At 72.4% G+C, this 13133-nt stretch carries 16 protein-coding genes; 9 read left to right on the top strand and 7 right to left on the bottom strand.

Annotated elements, in window-relative coordinates:
* Nucleotides 1-48 precede the first annotated feature (48 nt).
* A complete protein-coding gene (locus AC3A3L_RS14100; RefSeq protein WP_487640669.1) occupies nt 49-483 on the top strand; it encodes an Hsp20/alpha crystallin family protein in 435 nt (144 codons plus the stop codon).
* Between the two features lie 78 nt (nt 484-561).
* On the opposite strand, the gene AC3A3L_RS14095 is transcribed toward AC3A3L_RS14100, so the two are convergent.
* On the bottom strand, nt 562-1227 hold the full coding sequence (locus tag AC3A3L_RS14095) for a GOLPH3/VPS74 family protein (RefSeq protein ID WP_487640668.1): 666 nt from the start codon (nt 1225-1227) through the stop codon (nt 562-564).
* A gap of 10 nt (nt 1228-1237) precedes the next feature.
* Nucleotides 1238-1852 carry a DUF6198 family protein gene (locus AC3A3L_RS14090; RefSeq protein WP_487640667.1) on the bottom strand — a complete coding sequence of 205 codons (615 nt, stop codon included), beginning with the start codon at nt 1850-1852 and terminating at the stop codon, nt 1238-1240.
* Between the two features lie 160 nt (nt 1853-2012).
* On the opposite strand from AC3A3L_RS14090, the gene AC3A3L_RS14085 reads away from it, so the two are divergent.
* The 8 genes from AC3A3L_RS14085 (at nt 2013) to AC3A3L_RS14050 (ending at nt 8934) form a co-directional block, all read left to right on the top strand.
* The gene (locus AC3A3L_RS14085; protein WP_487640666.1) at nt 2013-4061 is read left to right on the top strand and encodes a PhoX family protein; all 2049 of its coding nucleotides are present in this window, start codon (nt 2013-2015) and stop codon (nt 4059-4061) included.
* A gap of 29 nt (nt 4062-4090) precedes the next feature.
* Nucleotides 4091-4891 carry a ceramidase domain-containing protein gene (locus AC3A3L_RS14080; protein WP_487640665.1) on the top strand — a complete coding sequence of 267 codons (801 nt, stop codon included), beginning with the start codon at nt 4091-4093 and terminating at the stop codon, nt 4889-4891.
* Nucleotides 4892-5051: 160 nt separating this feature from the next.
* Nucleotides 5052-5942 carry a ferritin-like domain-containing protein gene (locus AC3A3L_RS14075; RefSeq protein ID WP_487640664.1) on the top strand — a complete coding sequence of 297 codons (891 nt, stop codon included), beginning with the start codon at nt 5052-5054 and terminating at the stop codon, nt 5940-5942.
* Complete coding sequence (locus tag AC3A3L_RS14070) at nt 5939-6115, top strand: hypothetical protein (RefSeq protein ID WP_487640663.1); 177 nt, start codon at nt 5939-5941, stop codon at nt 6113-6115. The genes AC3A3L_RS14075 and AC3A3L_RS14070 overlap by 4 nt, the downstream gene beginning before the upstream one ends.
* A gap of 69 nt (nt 6116-6184) precedes the next feature.
* Nucleotides 6185-6526, top strand: coding sequence for a twin-arginine translocase TatA/TatE family subunit (locus tag AC3A3L_RS14065; RefSeq protein WP_487640662.1), 342 nt, complete (start codon nt 6185-6187; stop codon nt 6524-6526).
* The gene (tatA, locus tag AC3A3L_RS14060) at nt 6523-6831 is read left to right on the top strand and encodes a Sec-independent protein translocase subunit TatA (RefSeq protein ID WP_487640661.1); all 309 of its coding nucleotides are present in this window, start codon (nt 6523-6525) and stop codon (nt 6829-6831) included. The genes AC3A3L_RS14065 and tatA overlap by 4 nt, the downstream gene beginning before the upstream one ends.
* A gap of 11 nt (nt 6832-6842) precedes the next feature.
* Nucleotides 6843-7667, top strand: a complete 825-nt coding sequence (gene tatC, locus AC3A3L_RS14055) for a twin-arginine translocase subunit TatC (protein ID WP_487640660.1) — start codon at nt 6843-6845, stop codon at nt 7665-7667.
* Nucleotides 7668-7728: 61 nt separating this feature from the next.
* Nucleotides 7729-8934 carry an Nramp family divalent metal transporter gene (locus AC3A3L_RS14050; RefSeq protein ID WP_487641194.1) on the top strand — a complete coding sequence of 402 codons (1206 nt, stop codon included), beginning with the start codon at nt 7729-7731 and terminating at the stop codon, nt 8932-8934.
* Between the two features lie 15 nt (nt 8935-8949).
* On the opposite strand, the gene AC3A3L_RS14045 is transcribed toward AC3A3L_RS14050, so the two are convergent.
* From AC3A3L_RS14045 to AC3A3L_RS14025, 5 genes are read right to left on the bottom strand one after another with little or no spacing between them, the layout of a single operon-like run.
* Nucleotides 8950-9564 carry a hypothetical protein gene (locus tag AC3A3L_RS14045; protein WP_487640659.1) on the bottom strand — a complete coding sequence of 205 codons (615 nt, stop codon included), beginning with the start codon at nt 9562-9564 and terminating at the stop codon, nt 8950-8952.
* Nucleotides 9565-9620: 56 nt separating this feature from the next.
* Nucleotides 9621-10319: a hypothetical protein gene (locus AC3A3L_RS14040; RefSeq protein ID WP_487640658.1), complete on the bottom strand. Its 699-nt coding sequence runs from the start codon at nt 10317-10319 to the stop codon at nt 9621-9623.
* Nucleotides 10312-10920 (bottom strand): RNA polymerase sigma factor, encoded by a 609-nt coding sequence (locus AC3A3L_RS14035; RefSeq protein WP_487640657.1) that lies wholly within the window; start codon nt 10918-10920, stop codon nt 10312-10314. The genes AC3A3L_RS14040 and AC3A3L_RS14035 overlap by 8 nt, the downstream gene beginning before the upstream one ends.
* Nucleotides 10921-10970: 50 nt before the next feature.
* Nucleotides 10971-12002 carry a citrulline utilization hydrolase CtlX gene (ctlX, locus tag AC3A3L_RS14030; protein WP_487640656.1) on the bottom strand — a complete coding sequence of 344 codons (1032 nt, stop codon included), beginning with the start codon at nt 12000-12002 and terminating at the stop codon, nt 10971-10973.
* 31 nt (nt 12003-12033) lie between these two features.
* Nucleotides 12034-13131 (bottom strand): threonine aldolase family protein, encoded by a 1098-nt coding sequence (locus AC3A3L_RS14025; RefSeq protein WP_487640655.1) that lies wholly within the window; start codon nt 13129-13131, stop codon nt 12034-12036.
* Nucleotides 13132-13133 lie beyond the last annotated feature (2 nt).

Here is a 13133-nt window from a genome sequence, read left to right as displayed (position 1 = left end):
CGTGGACCTGCGGCACGCGGGTCCACCCGGCAGATCCAGGAGGAGACGATGTTGCTTCGAACCACCGACCCGTTCCGTGACCTCGACCGGCTCACCCAGCAGCTGCTGGGCACGACCAACCGTCCCGCGGTCATGCCGATGGACGCGTGGCGCGAGGGCGACCGCTTCGTGATCGAGTTCGACCTGCCCGGGGTCAACACCGACAGCATCGACCTCGACGTCGAGCGCAACGTCCTCACCGTGCGCGCCGAGCGGGTGGCCCGCAACGGCGACTGGGAGCCACTGGCCTCCGAGCGTCCGCGCGGCGCCTTCAGCCGTCAGCTGGTGCTGGGCGACAACCTCGACCTCGAGCGCATCGAGGCGGCGTACGCCGACGGAGTGCTGCGTCTGGTCGTCCCCGTCGCGGAGAAGGCCAAGCCCCGCAAGATCGAGATCTCGCAGTCCGGCTCGGGCCGCGGCGAGCACGCCGAGCTGACGGCCTGACCACCCTTCCCCGGGTCGCGGGTCCGCAGCCCTCGCGCAGTGAGCTGCGAGCCCGCGACCGATCCACGTCCTCCGGGGTCAGCTGCCGCCGGAGGACACCACGATGGGCACGACCACGGCTGCCATGATGGCGGTGTTCATCGCCGCGATGGCCTTGGCGATCGCGCCGCCGGCCTTGACGTCGCCGGCGACGGCCTCGATCCGCTCCTCGACCTGAGGCTTGGCGAGCTCACCCATCTCGTCGCCCAGCACCTTCGGCGCGACGCCGAGGCCGTGCAGGATCGCGAGCAGCGCGGCGTCCTGCGGCTCCGGGGTGGCTCCGTGCAGCACGGCTCGGAGCCGCTCGCGGACCGCGCGCTCGGGCTCCGGGTCGACGACGGGGTACTTCGCCGGCACCAGGCCGAGCGCGCGCTTCTCCTCGAGACCGACGACGCCGGACGTCACCATCGCGGCCGCGATCCGCTCCTCGACGGCCACCTTGGTGTCGAGCACCAGGGAGGAGAGGCGTTTGCCGTCACGCTTCTGGAGGCGTTCGAGCCCCGCGTCCAGCACCGGATGACCCGGCGGCGCAGGCACCACGACCGTCATGCGCGGGTCCTTGTCGTCGCTCAGGGCGATTCGCCCCGCTAGCACCAGGTCGGTGATGACGGCAGCGGTGAGGCCGTAGTGCCGCTTCGCCATGTCGATCTCGGGCTTGCCGTCGTCGCGGCGGACCAGGAGGAACAGCGACTCGGTGATCAGCATGCCGTCGAGGCTAGGCGGCCTCGGCACGTGAGGGATCCGTCTGCTGGTGGAGATCGAGCGACATCAACCGGGCCGCGAGGTCCACCGCGGGACCGAGGAGCAGGATCACCGCGAGCGTGCCGACACCCACGGTCGCGCCCAGCAGCCACCCGACCAGCGCTCCCCCGCCCTGCACCACGCTGTAGCTCCACTTGAACGGCACCGGCGGGTCCCACGCCAGTGCCGCCGCCTCGGCCGGACCGGCGCCGGTGTGGCTCCCGAGGTAGAGCGCGATGCCCAGCGCCAGCACGGGGAACGCCGCCGCCAGGAGGGCACCCCGCGCCCACAGGGCGTCCGGCGTCGCGACCAGGCCCAGCACGACCGACACCGTCACCCCGACCAGCACGACCTGCACCACCGTGCCGATGCCCGGGTAGACCTTGCGCAGCGCCGCCAGCGCCACCAGCACGACACCGACGACGAGGTTGACGACCCAGAAGTCCACGCCGCTGGTGATGGTCAGCCCGTTGACGAAGGTCGAGTAGCCGTCCGACCCGAGGTCGGCCGCCAGCAGCAGGGCGACGCCGACGCCGAGGACGACACATCCGACGAGGAGCATGGCCGTACGCCGGGCGCTGGGGATCACGGGCGACAGCATCCCACCGCCCCCTCGACGGCGGAGCAGCCGCTTCGCCGAGGGGCCGGCGGACGTTCACCTGGCGTCCACCCGCCGGTCCCTCGGGGGGCCACCCGGATGACCAGAGTCGGGCTGTCCGTCCGACCGACGATCTCCGGAGACTCCCCCCATGTCGCTTCGCCCGACCCCGAGCCCGACCCGCACGCTGCTGCCGATGGCAGGCCAGACCCACGGCAACCGCAGCGCCGTCACCTGTCACCTGCGTTGCGGCGACGCCTGCTCCGCACCGGTTCCCAACACCACCGAGACGTCGTACTTCCGCGACGTCGCGGCGAAGGTGCTGAGCCGTCGCTCGGTCGTCGGCACCGGCCTCACCGCCGCCGCGCTCACGGCGGTCCCGATGACCCGCGCGGCCGCCGCCCCCGCCGCGCCCGCCGGCCCCAAGCCCGGCAAGGGTGGGCACGGCAAGCCCGGCCACCTGCCGTTCACACCGATCGCGCCCGCCGCCACCATCGTCGACGACGTCACCGTCCCGGCCGGCTACCGCTGGGACCCGATCCTGCGGTGGGGCGACCCGATCATCCCGGGGGCGCCCGCCTTCGACGGCGCCCGCCAGACGCCCGAGGCGCAGGCCGGCCAGTTCGGCTACAACAACGACTACCTCGACATCATCGAGACCAACCGCGCCGGCACCGAGGCGCTGCTCATGTGCAACCACGAGTACACCAACGAGGGCATCATGTTCCCGCCCGGCACCGACCCGGCGACCGTGATCCGCACCGCCTGGGCCGCGCACGGCATGTCGGTCGTCGAGCTCCGGCGCCGCAAGCGCGGGGACGTGTGGACGTACGTCCCGGGCGCGCGCCTCAACCGCCGCATCACCCTCGACACCCCGTTCGCCATGGACGGCCCCGCCGCCGGGTCCGACCTGCTCAAGACGGCTGCCGACCCGACCGGACGCACCGTCCGCGGCACGATGAACAACTGCGCCGGCGGGACGACCCCCTGGGGCACCGTGCTGTCGGGCGAGGAGAACTTCAACCAGTACTTCCTCGCCACCGGCACCGACCCGATGGAGTCCCGCTACGGGCTCTCCGCGACGCAGGACTCGCGCAACTGGCGCTCGGTCGACCCGCGCTGGGACGCCACGACCGCGGACTACCGCAACGAGCCCAACCGCTTCGGCTGGGTCGTCGAGGTCGACCCGAGCGACCCGTCCTCCACCCCGGTGAAGCACACCGCGATGGGCCGTTTCAAGCACGAGGGGGCCAACGTGATCGTCAACCGCGACGGCCGCGTCGTGGCCTACATGGGAGACGACGAGCGCTTCGACTACGTCTACCGCTTCGTCTCCCGCGACACGATGCGTCCCGGCAACAGCCCGAAGGCCCGCCGCCACAACCTCACTCTGCTCAGCGAGGGCGACCTGTCGGTGGCGCGCTTCACCGGCGACGGCCTCGAGGACGGCGTCAGCGACGGCACCGGCGAGTGGATCCCGCTGACGCGGAACGGCCGGTCGGTGGTCCCGGGCTTCACGACCGAGGAGGTCCTGGTCTACACGCGCCTGGCCGCCGACGCCGTGCAGCCGACCAAGATGGACCGCCCCGAGGACGTCGAGCCCAACCTCCACAACGGCCGCATCTACGTCGCCTGCACCAACAACACCGACCGCGGCAAGGTCGGCAAGGAGGGCCCCACCGAGCCCAACCCGCGCCCGGCCAACAAGGACGGCCACGTGGTCGAGATGATCCCGACCCGCGGCGACCACACCGCCGACACGTTCGGGTGGAACCTCTTCCTCATCTGCGGCGACGCGGCCTCCGCCGGACGCTACTTCGGCGGCTGGACCGGTCCGGTGTCGCCGATCTCGTGCCCCGACAACGTCGCCTTCGACAGCGTGGGCAACCTGTGGGTCTCCACCGACGGCCAGCCGAGCGCGATCAAGCTGAGCGACGGGCTGTTCAAGGTGCCCGTCGAGGGTCCCGAGCGGGGCCACGTCCAGCAGTTCCTGGCCGTCCCGTCCGGCGCCGAGACCTGCGGGCCGGTCATCCACGACCGCGACGACTCGGTGTTCGTCGCCGTCCAGCACCCCGGCGAGGACGGCTCGTGGGCCGCCCCGCAGTCGCGCTTCCCCGACTACGTGCCGGCCGGGCAGGCTCCGGCCGCCGGGCAGTTCGCCGGCCCGCGCCCCACCGTCGTTCAGGTGACGCGCGCCTAGGCGGGCCCGGGTCGCCCTACGATCGACCCGTGCCGCGGCCCCTCACCACCACCGTCGGGGTCGCGGCCGGGTCGACGGCGCTCCTGGCCCTGACCGTCGCGCAGGGCTGGCTGGGCCCCGACGTCGGACGCGGCGCGAACTTCTGCGAGCGCGCGCACGACGGCGCGATCATGCAGCCGACCAACACGCTGTCCAACCTCGGGTTCGTCGTCGCCGGACTGCTGGTCGCGGCACACGCCCAGCGGCGCCGGCACGACCAGGCGCACGACCGGCAGGTGATGTCGACGACCGTCGCCACCTCCTACGCGTGCGTGGTCGTGCTCCTCGGGCCCGGCTCGGCCGCCATGCACGCCACCCAGAGCGCGTGGGGCGGGCACCTCGACATGCTGAGCATGTACCTCGTCGCCGGGTTCGCCGCGGCCTGGGCGTGGGTCCGCTGGACCCGGCGCGGCACCGCGGCGTTCGTGACGGCGTACGTCGCCTGCGTGGCGGCGTGCGAGGCGGTCGGGCTGTGGCCGGACCCGGTCCCCGTCGTCCACTACTCGGGCAACCTGGCCTTCGGCGTCCTGCTGGTCGTGGCGGTCGTGCTGGAGACGGCGCTGTGGCGCCGCGGCGAGACGAGCCGGGTCTTCCGCCACGGCGTCGTCGCGCTCGCCTCGATGCTCCTCGCCTTCGCCATCTGGCTGCTCAGCAACGCCGGCTGGTGCGATCCCGACTCGCTCCTCCAGGGCCATGCCGCCTGGCACCTGCTCTGCGCGGTCGCGGCGTACTGGCTCTACCGGCTCTACGCCTCCGAGCTGCGCGCGGTGGCCTCACCCGCCGGGGTGTGATCTCCGGATCCACCCCATCCGTCCTCCCCCACCGGCCCGAACGACCCGTGTCACACCAGCCGGGCCACGGTCCCGGCGGGCCGCCGGAGGCGCGGCGTCCTTGAACGCACAGCGAGACCCGAATGGAGTACGCATGTTCGGCAAGGCAGTAGTCACAGACATGATCAACCGGAGCGCGGAGAACGAGACCGATCGCCGCCTGTTCCTCAAGTCGGCCGGCGTCGCCGGTCTCGGCGTGATCGGCGCGGGTGCGCTCGGCACCACCACCGCCGCCCCGGCGCAGGCCGCGGCGATCAGCGACGGCGCGGTGCTCAACTTCGCGCTGAACCTGGAGTACCTCGAGGCGGAGTTCTACTCCTACGCCTTCTTCGGTCACGGGCTGGACAACAAGCTCACCACCGGCAAGGGCAACAAGGGCGGGGTCAAGGGCGGCAGGAAGGTCGACTTCAAGTCGAAGTCCATCTACAACTACGCCAAGGAGATCGCCTGGGACGAGCGCCACCACGTGAAGTTCCTCCGCGACGCCTTGGGCGGCGCGAAGGTGTCGCGTCCGGCGATCGACCTGCAGGGCAGCTTCACGGCCGCGGCCACGGCCGCCGGCCTGATCCAGGCGGGTCAGACCTTCGACCCGTTCGCCAACGAGGACAACTTCCTGCTCGCGGCCTTCCTCTTCGAGGACGTCGGCGTCACGGCCTACAAGGGCGCGGCCCCGCTCATCTCGAACAAGACCTACCTGGAGGCGGCGGCCGGCATCCTGGCTGTCGAGGCCTACCACGCCGGTCTCATCCGCTCGCAGCTCTGGGACCGAGGCATGCAGGACGCCGCGAGGGCGATCTCGAACGCCCGCGACAGCCTGGACGGCAAGAGCAACAAGGACCAGTCGATCGGCCGGGCGAACACCGCCAACATCCAGCCCACCGACGGCAACGGCATCGCCTTCAGCCGCTCGGCCGGCCAGGTGCTCAACGTGGTCTACCTCAACCCGAAGTCGGTCACCAAGGGCGGCTTCTTCCCCAAGGGCGTCAACGGCGCCATCAACAAGAGCGCGTGATCGTCGTGCCGGCGATCGAGCTGCTCGGCGTGCTCGTGCTCGGCCTCGTGGTCCTGCGCGCCGCGTGGCTGGCCACGCACCCGTCGGTGCACCACGCCGCGATGCGGCCAGCCCACTGGTCGGCCGAGGTCGATCGCGTGCTGGCCGGACACCACCCGAGGCACCGGGCCTGATCGCTCCTGGTGGCCCGGACGTCCCCGCGTCGTCCGGGCCACCCCGGAGCAGCAGAGAAGGAGACCACCATGTTCGGCATCGGACTCCCTGAGCTCGCCGTCATCGCCTTCTTCGGCGTGGTGCTGCTCGGACCCGACAAGCTCCCCGGGCTGGCCAGGCAGCTGGCCCACGGGATCAGGGCCGCCAAGCGGATGGGTGACTCCGTCCGCGACGACCTCCGCTCCTCGCTCGGCGACGACTGGGCCGACCTCGAGCTGCGTGACCTCCACCCGCGCGAGCTCATCCGCCGCCAGGTCGAGGAAGCGCTCGCCGAGCGCGACGAGCAGGACGAGGTCGACGACGAGACCGTCGAGGAGATCGTCGACGACATCCTCACCCCCGCATCACCCGATGAAAGGAAGACCGCATGACTTCCACCACGACGCCCCTCCTGATCGGAGGGCTGGGCGGCATGGAGCTGCTCATCATCCTGGCCGTCCTGGTCCTGCTCTTCGGAGCCTCCAAGCTCCCCGAGCTGGCGCGCGGCTCCGGACAGGCCCTGCGCATCTTCAAGTCCGAGACCAAGGGCCTGATGGACGACGACACGAAGGACACGAAGGACGAGGCCGACAAGGCCGAGCCGAAGCACGTGGCCGCCCCGGCCGTCCCGGCTGACGTGGCCGTCGACCCGATCGTCGTCGAGACGCCCCGCGAGCAGGACGCCTCGCGCGGCTGAGAGGACCAACGATGTCGATCGCCAGTGTCACCGACATGCTCCGTGTCGCACCCAGCCGTCCCGGCTCGACCGCCGGGCACATGTCGCTGGCCGGCCACCTCCGTGAGCTGCGCGCCCGGCTGATCCGGTCCGCGCTCGTGCTGGTGGTGGCGTTCGGCGTCTCGCTCCTCTTCTTCGACCCGCTCCTCGCACTCGTCCTGGGCCCCTACAACCAGGCTCGTGACCTGGTGGGGGCGGACACCACGACCTCGGCGTACGTCGCTGGGGCCACTGGGCCGCTGATGCTCCACCTCAAGCTCTGCGGGGTCGCTGCCCTCATGGCCGCCAGCCCCTACTGGCTGTGGCAGGCGTGGGCCTTCGTCGTCCCCGGGCTGCTCGAGCGCGAACGGCGGTGGTCGCGGGTCTTCGCACTCGTCGCCGGCCCGCTGTTCATCGGGGGCGTGGCCCTCGGCTACTACGTCCTGCCGAAGGGTCTGGGCGTGCTGATCGGCTTCACCCCCGACGGCCTCGAGAACCTGGTCGAGTTCGGCGACTACTTCTCCTTCTTCACCCGGATGCTGCTGGTGTTCGGCCTCGCCGTCGAGCTGCCGTTCTTCCTGGTGCTGCTCAACCTCGCCGGTGTCGTGACCGGCGCGCAGCTCGGTCGGCACCGCTCGATCATCCTGATGGCGACCGTGGTCTTCGCGGCAGTCGCGACGCCGTCCACCGACCCGTTCTCGATGCTCATGCTGGCCGTCCCGATGATGGTGCTCTTCCTCCTCGCGGAGGTCGTCACCCGCGCCATCGACCGTCGCCGCGCCAGCCGTGAGCTCGCCCAGGTGGGGATGGGGAGCTGACGTGTTCCAGACCCAGCGGTACGCCGCTCCCCCGACGCGTCGGCGGAGTCCCGATGCCGAGGTGACGCCCGCACGACGCGGGCGCATCTGGCCGCTCCTGGGCCCGGCGTTCGTGACCGCCGTGGCCTACGTCGACCCGGGCAACTTCGCGACCAACATCGCGGCCGGGTCGGGCTACGGATACCTGCTGGTGTGGGTGGTCGTGGTCAGCAACGTCATGGCGATGCTCATCCAGTACCTCTCCGCCAAGGCCGGCGTCGCGACCGGCCTCAGCCTCCCGGCGCTGTGCCGCGAGCACCTCCCGCGCCCGGTCGTGAAGGGGCTCTGGGGCCAGGCCGAGCTGGTCGCCATCGCCACCGACCTGGCCGAGGTCGTGGGTGGTGCGCTGGCACTCAAGCTGCTCTTCGACCTGCCCCTGCTGGTGGGCGGCACCATCACGGCCGTCGTCGCCTTCGCCCTGCTGGCGGTCAAGGGCGCTGGTCACCGGCAGTTCGAGACCGTGATCATCGGCCTGCTCGGGGTCATCCTCGTCGGGTTCGTCTACGACATCGCGATCAGCGGCGTCGACGCGATGGCGGTGCTCGACGGCACGCTCCCGCGCTTCGACGGGGTCGACAGCGTCGTGCTCGCCGCCGGCATGCTCGGCGCGACGGTCATGCCGCACGCCATCTACCTGCACAGCGCGCTGACCAGCGAGCGGCTGCACGCGCGCACCGACGCGGCGCGCCGCACGATCATGCGCGGACAGCGCATCGACGTCGTCACCGCGATGACCATCGCCGGGCTGATGAATCTCTCGCTGCTGCTCGTCGCCGCCTCCGCCCTGTCGGGCCGCGGCATCGACACCATCGAGGGGGCGTACGCCGGCCTCGGCGAGACGCTGGGCACCGGCGCCGCCCTGCTGTTCGCCCTCGGTCTCCTCGCGTCGGGGTTCGCCTCCAGCAGCGTGGGGACGCTGTCGGGCCAGGTGGTGATGGAGGGCTTCCTGCGCCGGCGGATCCCGCTGGTGGCGCGACGCCTGGTCACGCTGCTGCCGGCGGTCGTCGTCCTCGCCCTCGGCGTGGACCCCACGGCCGCGCTCGTCGCGTCGCAGGTGGTGCTGTCGTTCGGCATCCCGTTCGCGCTGGTGCCGCTGGTCTGGTTCACGGCGCGTCGCGACGTGATGGGGTCGCTGGTCAACCGGCGCGCGACGACGGTGGCGGGCGTTGCTGCTGCTGGGGCCATCATCGTCCTCAACGTGGTGCTGCTCCTGCAGCTCGCCGTGTGACGGTCCCGCGTCGCTCTACGCCTCCGAGCTGATCAGCACCTGGCGCGGCTCCTGGTCCCGGGGACGTCGCGCGACGACCGCGCCGACGAGCAGGCCGAGCAGCACGCCGGGCACCACCCATCGCCACCCCGTGAGCGAGAACCACGCCGCCTCGGGCTCGGCAGGAGCCGGCGCGGGCTCCGCGGCAGCGCTGGTGTCGGCGGGGATCGAGACCACTTCGGGAGCGGTGGAGTCGTCCACCACCTGGGTGAGCAGCGCCGCCAGCTCGTCCGGCTGGTCGACCTGGGCCCACCCGCCGGTGTCCTCGGCCGTGAAGGTCGTCATCACCCACGCCGTCCCGTCCGGGGCGACGTGGACGCGGTCGAAGCGCCACGGCATCACGTCGTGGACCATCCAGGTGAGGTTGTAGTCGTCACCGGCGCCGCCGGGAGCCAGGGGCTCGCCCCGGGTCTCGTCGGCGGGCAGCAGCCCCAGCAGGGCGTCGTACGCCGCGTCGTCGTAGTAGAGCGCGCCGGCAGACTGGCCGGGCTGGGTGATCAGCACGCTCGTGGGTCCACCGGCCTGCGACGCGGCCGGCAGCCCGACGGCAGCGGCGAGGGCGAGTACGGCGACGGCCAGGATCCTGCGCATGGCTCCTCCTCGGGACGGGTTGCCCGGGATACACCGCCGCGCCGGTCGGGGTTCCGTCAGTCGACGGACTCGGCGATCCGGGTCGCCTCGGTCAGGTCGAGGTCGCCCTCGAGCCGCAGGGTGAGGTCGCCGTCGAGCCACAGGAGCGTCGGGGCGGCCAGGCGGGACGGGAGGTCGCGCACCGTGCCGCCGTCGGGGACCACCGTGACCCGGTGCGCCGTCGGCAGCCAGAGCGCCTCCGTCCCGGAGACGAGGAGCCGCTCGGCCCGGTCGGCGGTCTTCCAGAAGATCGGCTCGACGTCGCCGCGCAGCTCGTCGAGCCGGATCGTGCCGTCCGCGGTCCTCCAGCTGAGCGACACCACCAGCCGGTCGTCCGAGACCTCCACGTGGTCCGGCGCACCCAGCGCGGAGGGCACGACAGGCGTGAAGCCGGCGAGCCGCGCCGCGCGCTCGAGGTCGGGCGAGCCGGCCGCCGCGGGAACCTCGGGAGCGTCGGTGACCGGGTCCCCCGACGTGACCGACACCCCGGGCAGGCCGAGCCACCCGCGGAGCTCCGCGCCCACCGGCGACGCCACGACCCCGACGCCGACCAGGCCCGCGACCACGCCGGCGAGCCAGCGCCGCCACCGCCGGCCCTGGCCGGACGGACGTGTCGTGGCGACCCGGTCCATCACGGCCCGTTGGAGGCCGTCCGGGACCGGCACGCGCAGGTCGGCGGCGAGCGCGGAGAGCCGCTCCTCCAGGGCGTCAGGCATGGTCCACCTCCTCGATCGTCGCTGCGAGGTCGTCGCGCAGCCGTGCCAGCCCCCTGCTGAGCCGGGACTTCACCGTGCCGCGTGGCACTCCGAGCACGACGGCCGTGGCCGCCTCGTCGAGGTCGAGCAGGTAGCGGCAGGTCACGACGTGGCCGAGCTTGTCGGGCAACCTCCCGACAGCCGCGAGCAGCCGCTCCCGGTCCTCCCGGTCGGCCACCTCCGCGGACGGGTCGAGCAGCTCGGTCAGCGGTGGGCCGGCGTCCCGCGCCTCGCGCCCGGCACGTCGTACGGCGGAGCGGTGGGCGTTGCGGGTCTCGTTGGCCACGATGCGCAGCAGCCAGGGCCGGAACGGCCGGTCCGAGCGGAACGACCCCAGCGAGCGGTACGCCTTCACCAGCGCCTCCTGCACCACGTCCTCCGCGTCGCTCCCCGCCCCCAGCAGGGCGGCCGTGCGCATCGCCACCGGGGCGTGCCGGCGCACGAGGACGGCGTACGCGTCGGTGTCCCCGGCGCGCACCCGGCCGACCAGGTCGGCGTCATCCGTGCCGTCGTCGGTGCTGATCGTCCCTCCCGTCGCCGGGCCTCTGGGTGGTCCCAGCACCGTGTCTACACCGCCGGAGCCGCCGGGGTTCCCCGGGAAGGCGAGGTGGATCAGGCGTTGCCGTCGACGTAGCGGCCGTCGGGCGTGACCGGGTTGTCCTCGTTGATCGCCTCGACGGCCTCGGTCAGCTCGACCTCGGCCAGCGGCGGACGGCGGTCGAGGTGGATGCCGGCGATCATGCAGCGCACGGACCCGCCGGCGAGCTCGATGGTCGGGATGTCGACCGCGACGATCTCGCACGTCTCCTCGATCGCCGCCACCTGCTCGGGCAGCAGCGACCGCCTCGCCCGGGCGGACATGGCCATCACGTAGCGGCGCTTGCCCGCCGGCGTACGTCCGCAGAGCTCCACCGCGTTGCCGGCGAACTCACGGATCTGGCCCTCGCTCAGCTCGATGATCGTGCGGCCGGTCACGGCGAGACGCTCGCGCACCTGCTCGCGACGCTGCTTGTCGGGGATCATGTCGAGGGCGATCATCGCGACGTCGGTGCCGATGCAGGCGATGACGTTGGTGTGGTAGACCGGCACGCCGTCGGAGTCGACGGCGTCGAAGGCCATCGGCTCGTAGTTGAAGTCGGTGCAGAAGCGCTCGAGCACCGCGACGTCGGCGCGGTGGCTGCGCGCGGTGTAGGCGACGCGCGAGACGTGGTCGAGGACCATCGCGCCGGTGCCCTCGAGGAAGATGCCGTCGGGCTCGAGGCCGGAGTAGTCGATGATCGCCTGCACGCGGTACTCCGACTTGAGCATCTCGAGCACGTCGGCGCGACGCTCGTGGCGGCGGTTCGAGGCGTACATCGGGTAGACGGCCACGGTGCCACCGGCGTGGGTGGAGACCCAGTTGTTCGGGAACACGCTGTCGGGGCGGGTGTGGTCGTCGTCGTCGAAGACGTGGACCCGTACGCCGACCGCGCGCAGGGCCTCGGCCAGCGCGTCCATCTCGGCCATCGCCTTGGCCGAGGTCGACTCCTCCGACTGCCCGGCCGGAGCCTCGGCCTGGAACGCGTTGTCGGCCGCGGTCGCCGGGTTGGGGACGAAGCTGGTCGCGCGGACGAGGATCACTGCGGAAGGGGCCTGGGCACTCACGGGAGGAATGTAGGGCACCCGTGCCCGGTCGTCAGAACCCGCGCGAGCCCCCGACGGCCGCCGCCATCAGGCCGGCCACCTCGGTCGGGTCGTGGCGGATCGCCGGTTCGTAGCAGGTCAGCTCGGTCTCGACCCATCCCGGCACGTCCGCCGCGCGCCACAGACCGCACGCCACGACGCCCCGCTCCTCGACGAAGGAGACGACCCGCTCGTTGACCTCGTCGGCCGTGCCGGGGGCGTAGGCGAGGAAGGTGCCGATGTGAGGCTCCTCCGGGAAGGTGCGGAACCCCTGCTCGCGTAGGGCCGCCGCGAGCTCGACGGCCCACGCGCGATAGTCGGCGAAGCGGCCGATGTGGGCGCGCAGGCCGATCAGCCCGCCCACCGCCGGAGCGGTCAGCGAGAAGAGGGTGCCGCCCATCCGCTGGCGCCACGAGCGCAGCTCCTCGGCGAGGTCATCCGGGCAGGAGACGAGCGCGCCGCTGGAGCCGCCGAGCCCCTTGTAGAGCGAGACGTACATCGAGTCGAACAGCGCGGCGACCTCGGCCAGGCTGCGGTCCCAGTAGGACACCGACTCCCAGATCCGGGCCCCGTCGGCGTGCAGGCGCACGTCACGCTCGCGGGCGGCTGCTGACAGCCCGACCAGGTCCTCCCACGGGGGCAGCAGGCAGCCGGCGTCGCGCAACGGCAGCTCGACCATCGCGGCACCGAGCCGACCGCCGATCCCGGCGAGGTCGTCAGCCGTGGCGGTGCGCCGGCCGGTCGTGAGCCACTCGAGCTCGAGGCCGAGCACCCGCCGCGGCCCGTCCTGCTCGTGGTGGACGAGGTGCGACAGGTCGGGCAGCGCGACCCGGCGCGAGCCGGCGCGGTCGCACCAGGCCCGCAGCGTCGCCTGCTGGGCCATCACGCCGCTGGGGAACATCACCGCCGCCGGCTTGCCGAGCAGCTCGGCGACCTCGGCCTCCAGCTGCGCAACGGCGCCTCGCTCGCCGTAGCGGTCCCACGCGAGGTCGTGCGCCTCGGCGTGGTCGGCGAGCTCGCGCAGCATCGCCGCCGGCGTCGACGGTGGTCGGTGGAAGATCCAGTCGGCCGACGCCGACGCCGCCCGGAAGCGGTCGTGGAGGTCGCTCATGC

Source organism: Nocardioides sp. Soil_C_8, assembly GCF_057656315.1.
Note: the sequence above shows the minus strand (reverse complement) of the source record. Positions and strands in the feature narration are given on the sequence as shown.

Excerpts from the sequence above, each read along its gene's own strand:
- AC3A3L_RS14100 (WP_487640669.1), top strand. The coding sequence starts at position 49 with ATGTTGCTTCGAACCACCGACCCGTTCCGTGACCTCGACCGGCTCACC.
- AC3A3L_RS14095 (WP_487640668.1), bottom strand. The coding sequence starts at position 1,227 with ATGCTGATCACCGAGTCGCTGTTCCTCCTGGTCCGCCGCGACGACGGC.
- AC3A3L_RS14085 (WP_487640666.1), top strand. The coding sequence starts at position 2,013 with ATGTCGCTTCGCCCGACCCCGAGCCCGACCCGCACGCTGCTGCCGATG.
- AC3A3L_RS14075 (WP_487640664.1), top strand. The coding sequence starts at position 5,052 with ATGATCAACCGGAGCGCGGAGAACGAGACCGATCGCCGCCTGTTCCTC.
- AC3A3L_RS14065 (WP_487640662.1), top strand. The coding sequence starts at position 6,185 with ATGTTCGGCATCGGACTCCCTGAGCTCGCCGTCATCGCCTTCTTCGGC.
- tatA (WP_487640661.1), top strand. The coding sequence starts at position 6,523 with ATGACTTCCACCACGACGCCCCTCCTGATCGGAGGGCTGGGCGGCATG.
- tatC (WP_487640660.1), top strand. The coding sequence starts at position 6,843 with ATGTCGATCGCCAGTGTCACCGACATGCTCCGTGTCGCACCCAGCCGT.
- AC3A3L_RS14045 (WP_487640659.1), bottom strand. The coding sequence starts at position 9,564 with ATGCGCAGGATCCTGGCCGTCGCCGTACTCGCCCTCGCCGCTGCCGTC.
- AC3A3L_RS14040 (WP_487640658.1), bottom strand. The coding sequence starts at position 10,319 with ATGCCTGACGCCCTGGAGGAGCGGCTCTCCGCGCTCGCCGCCGACCTG.
- AC3A3L_RS14025 (WP_487640655.1), bottom strand. The coding sequence starts at position 13,131 with ATGAGCGACCTCCACGACCGCTTCCGGGCGGCGTCGGCGTCGGCCGAC.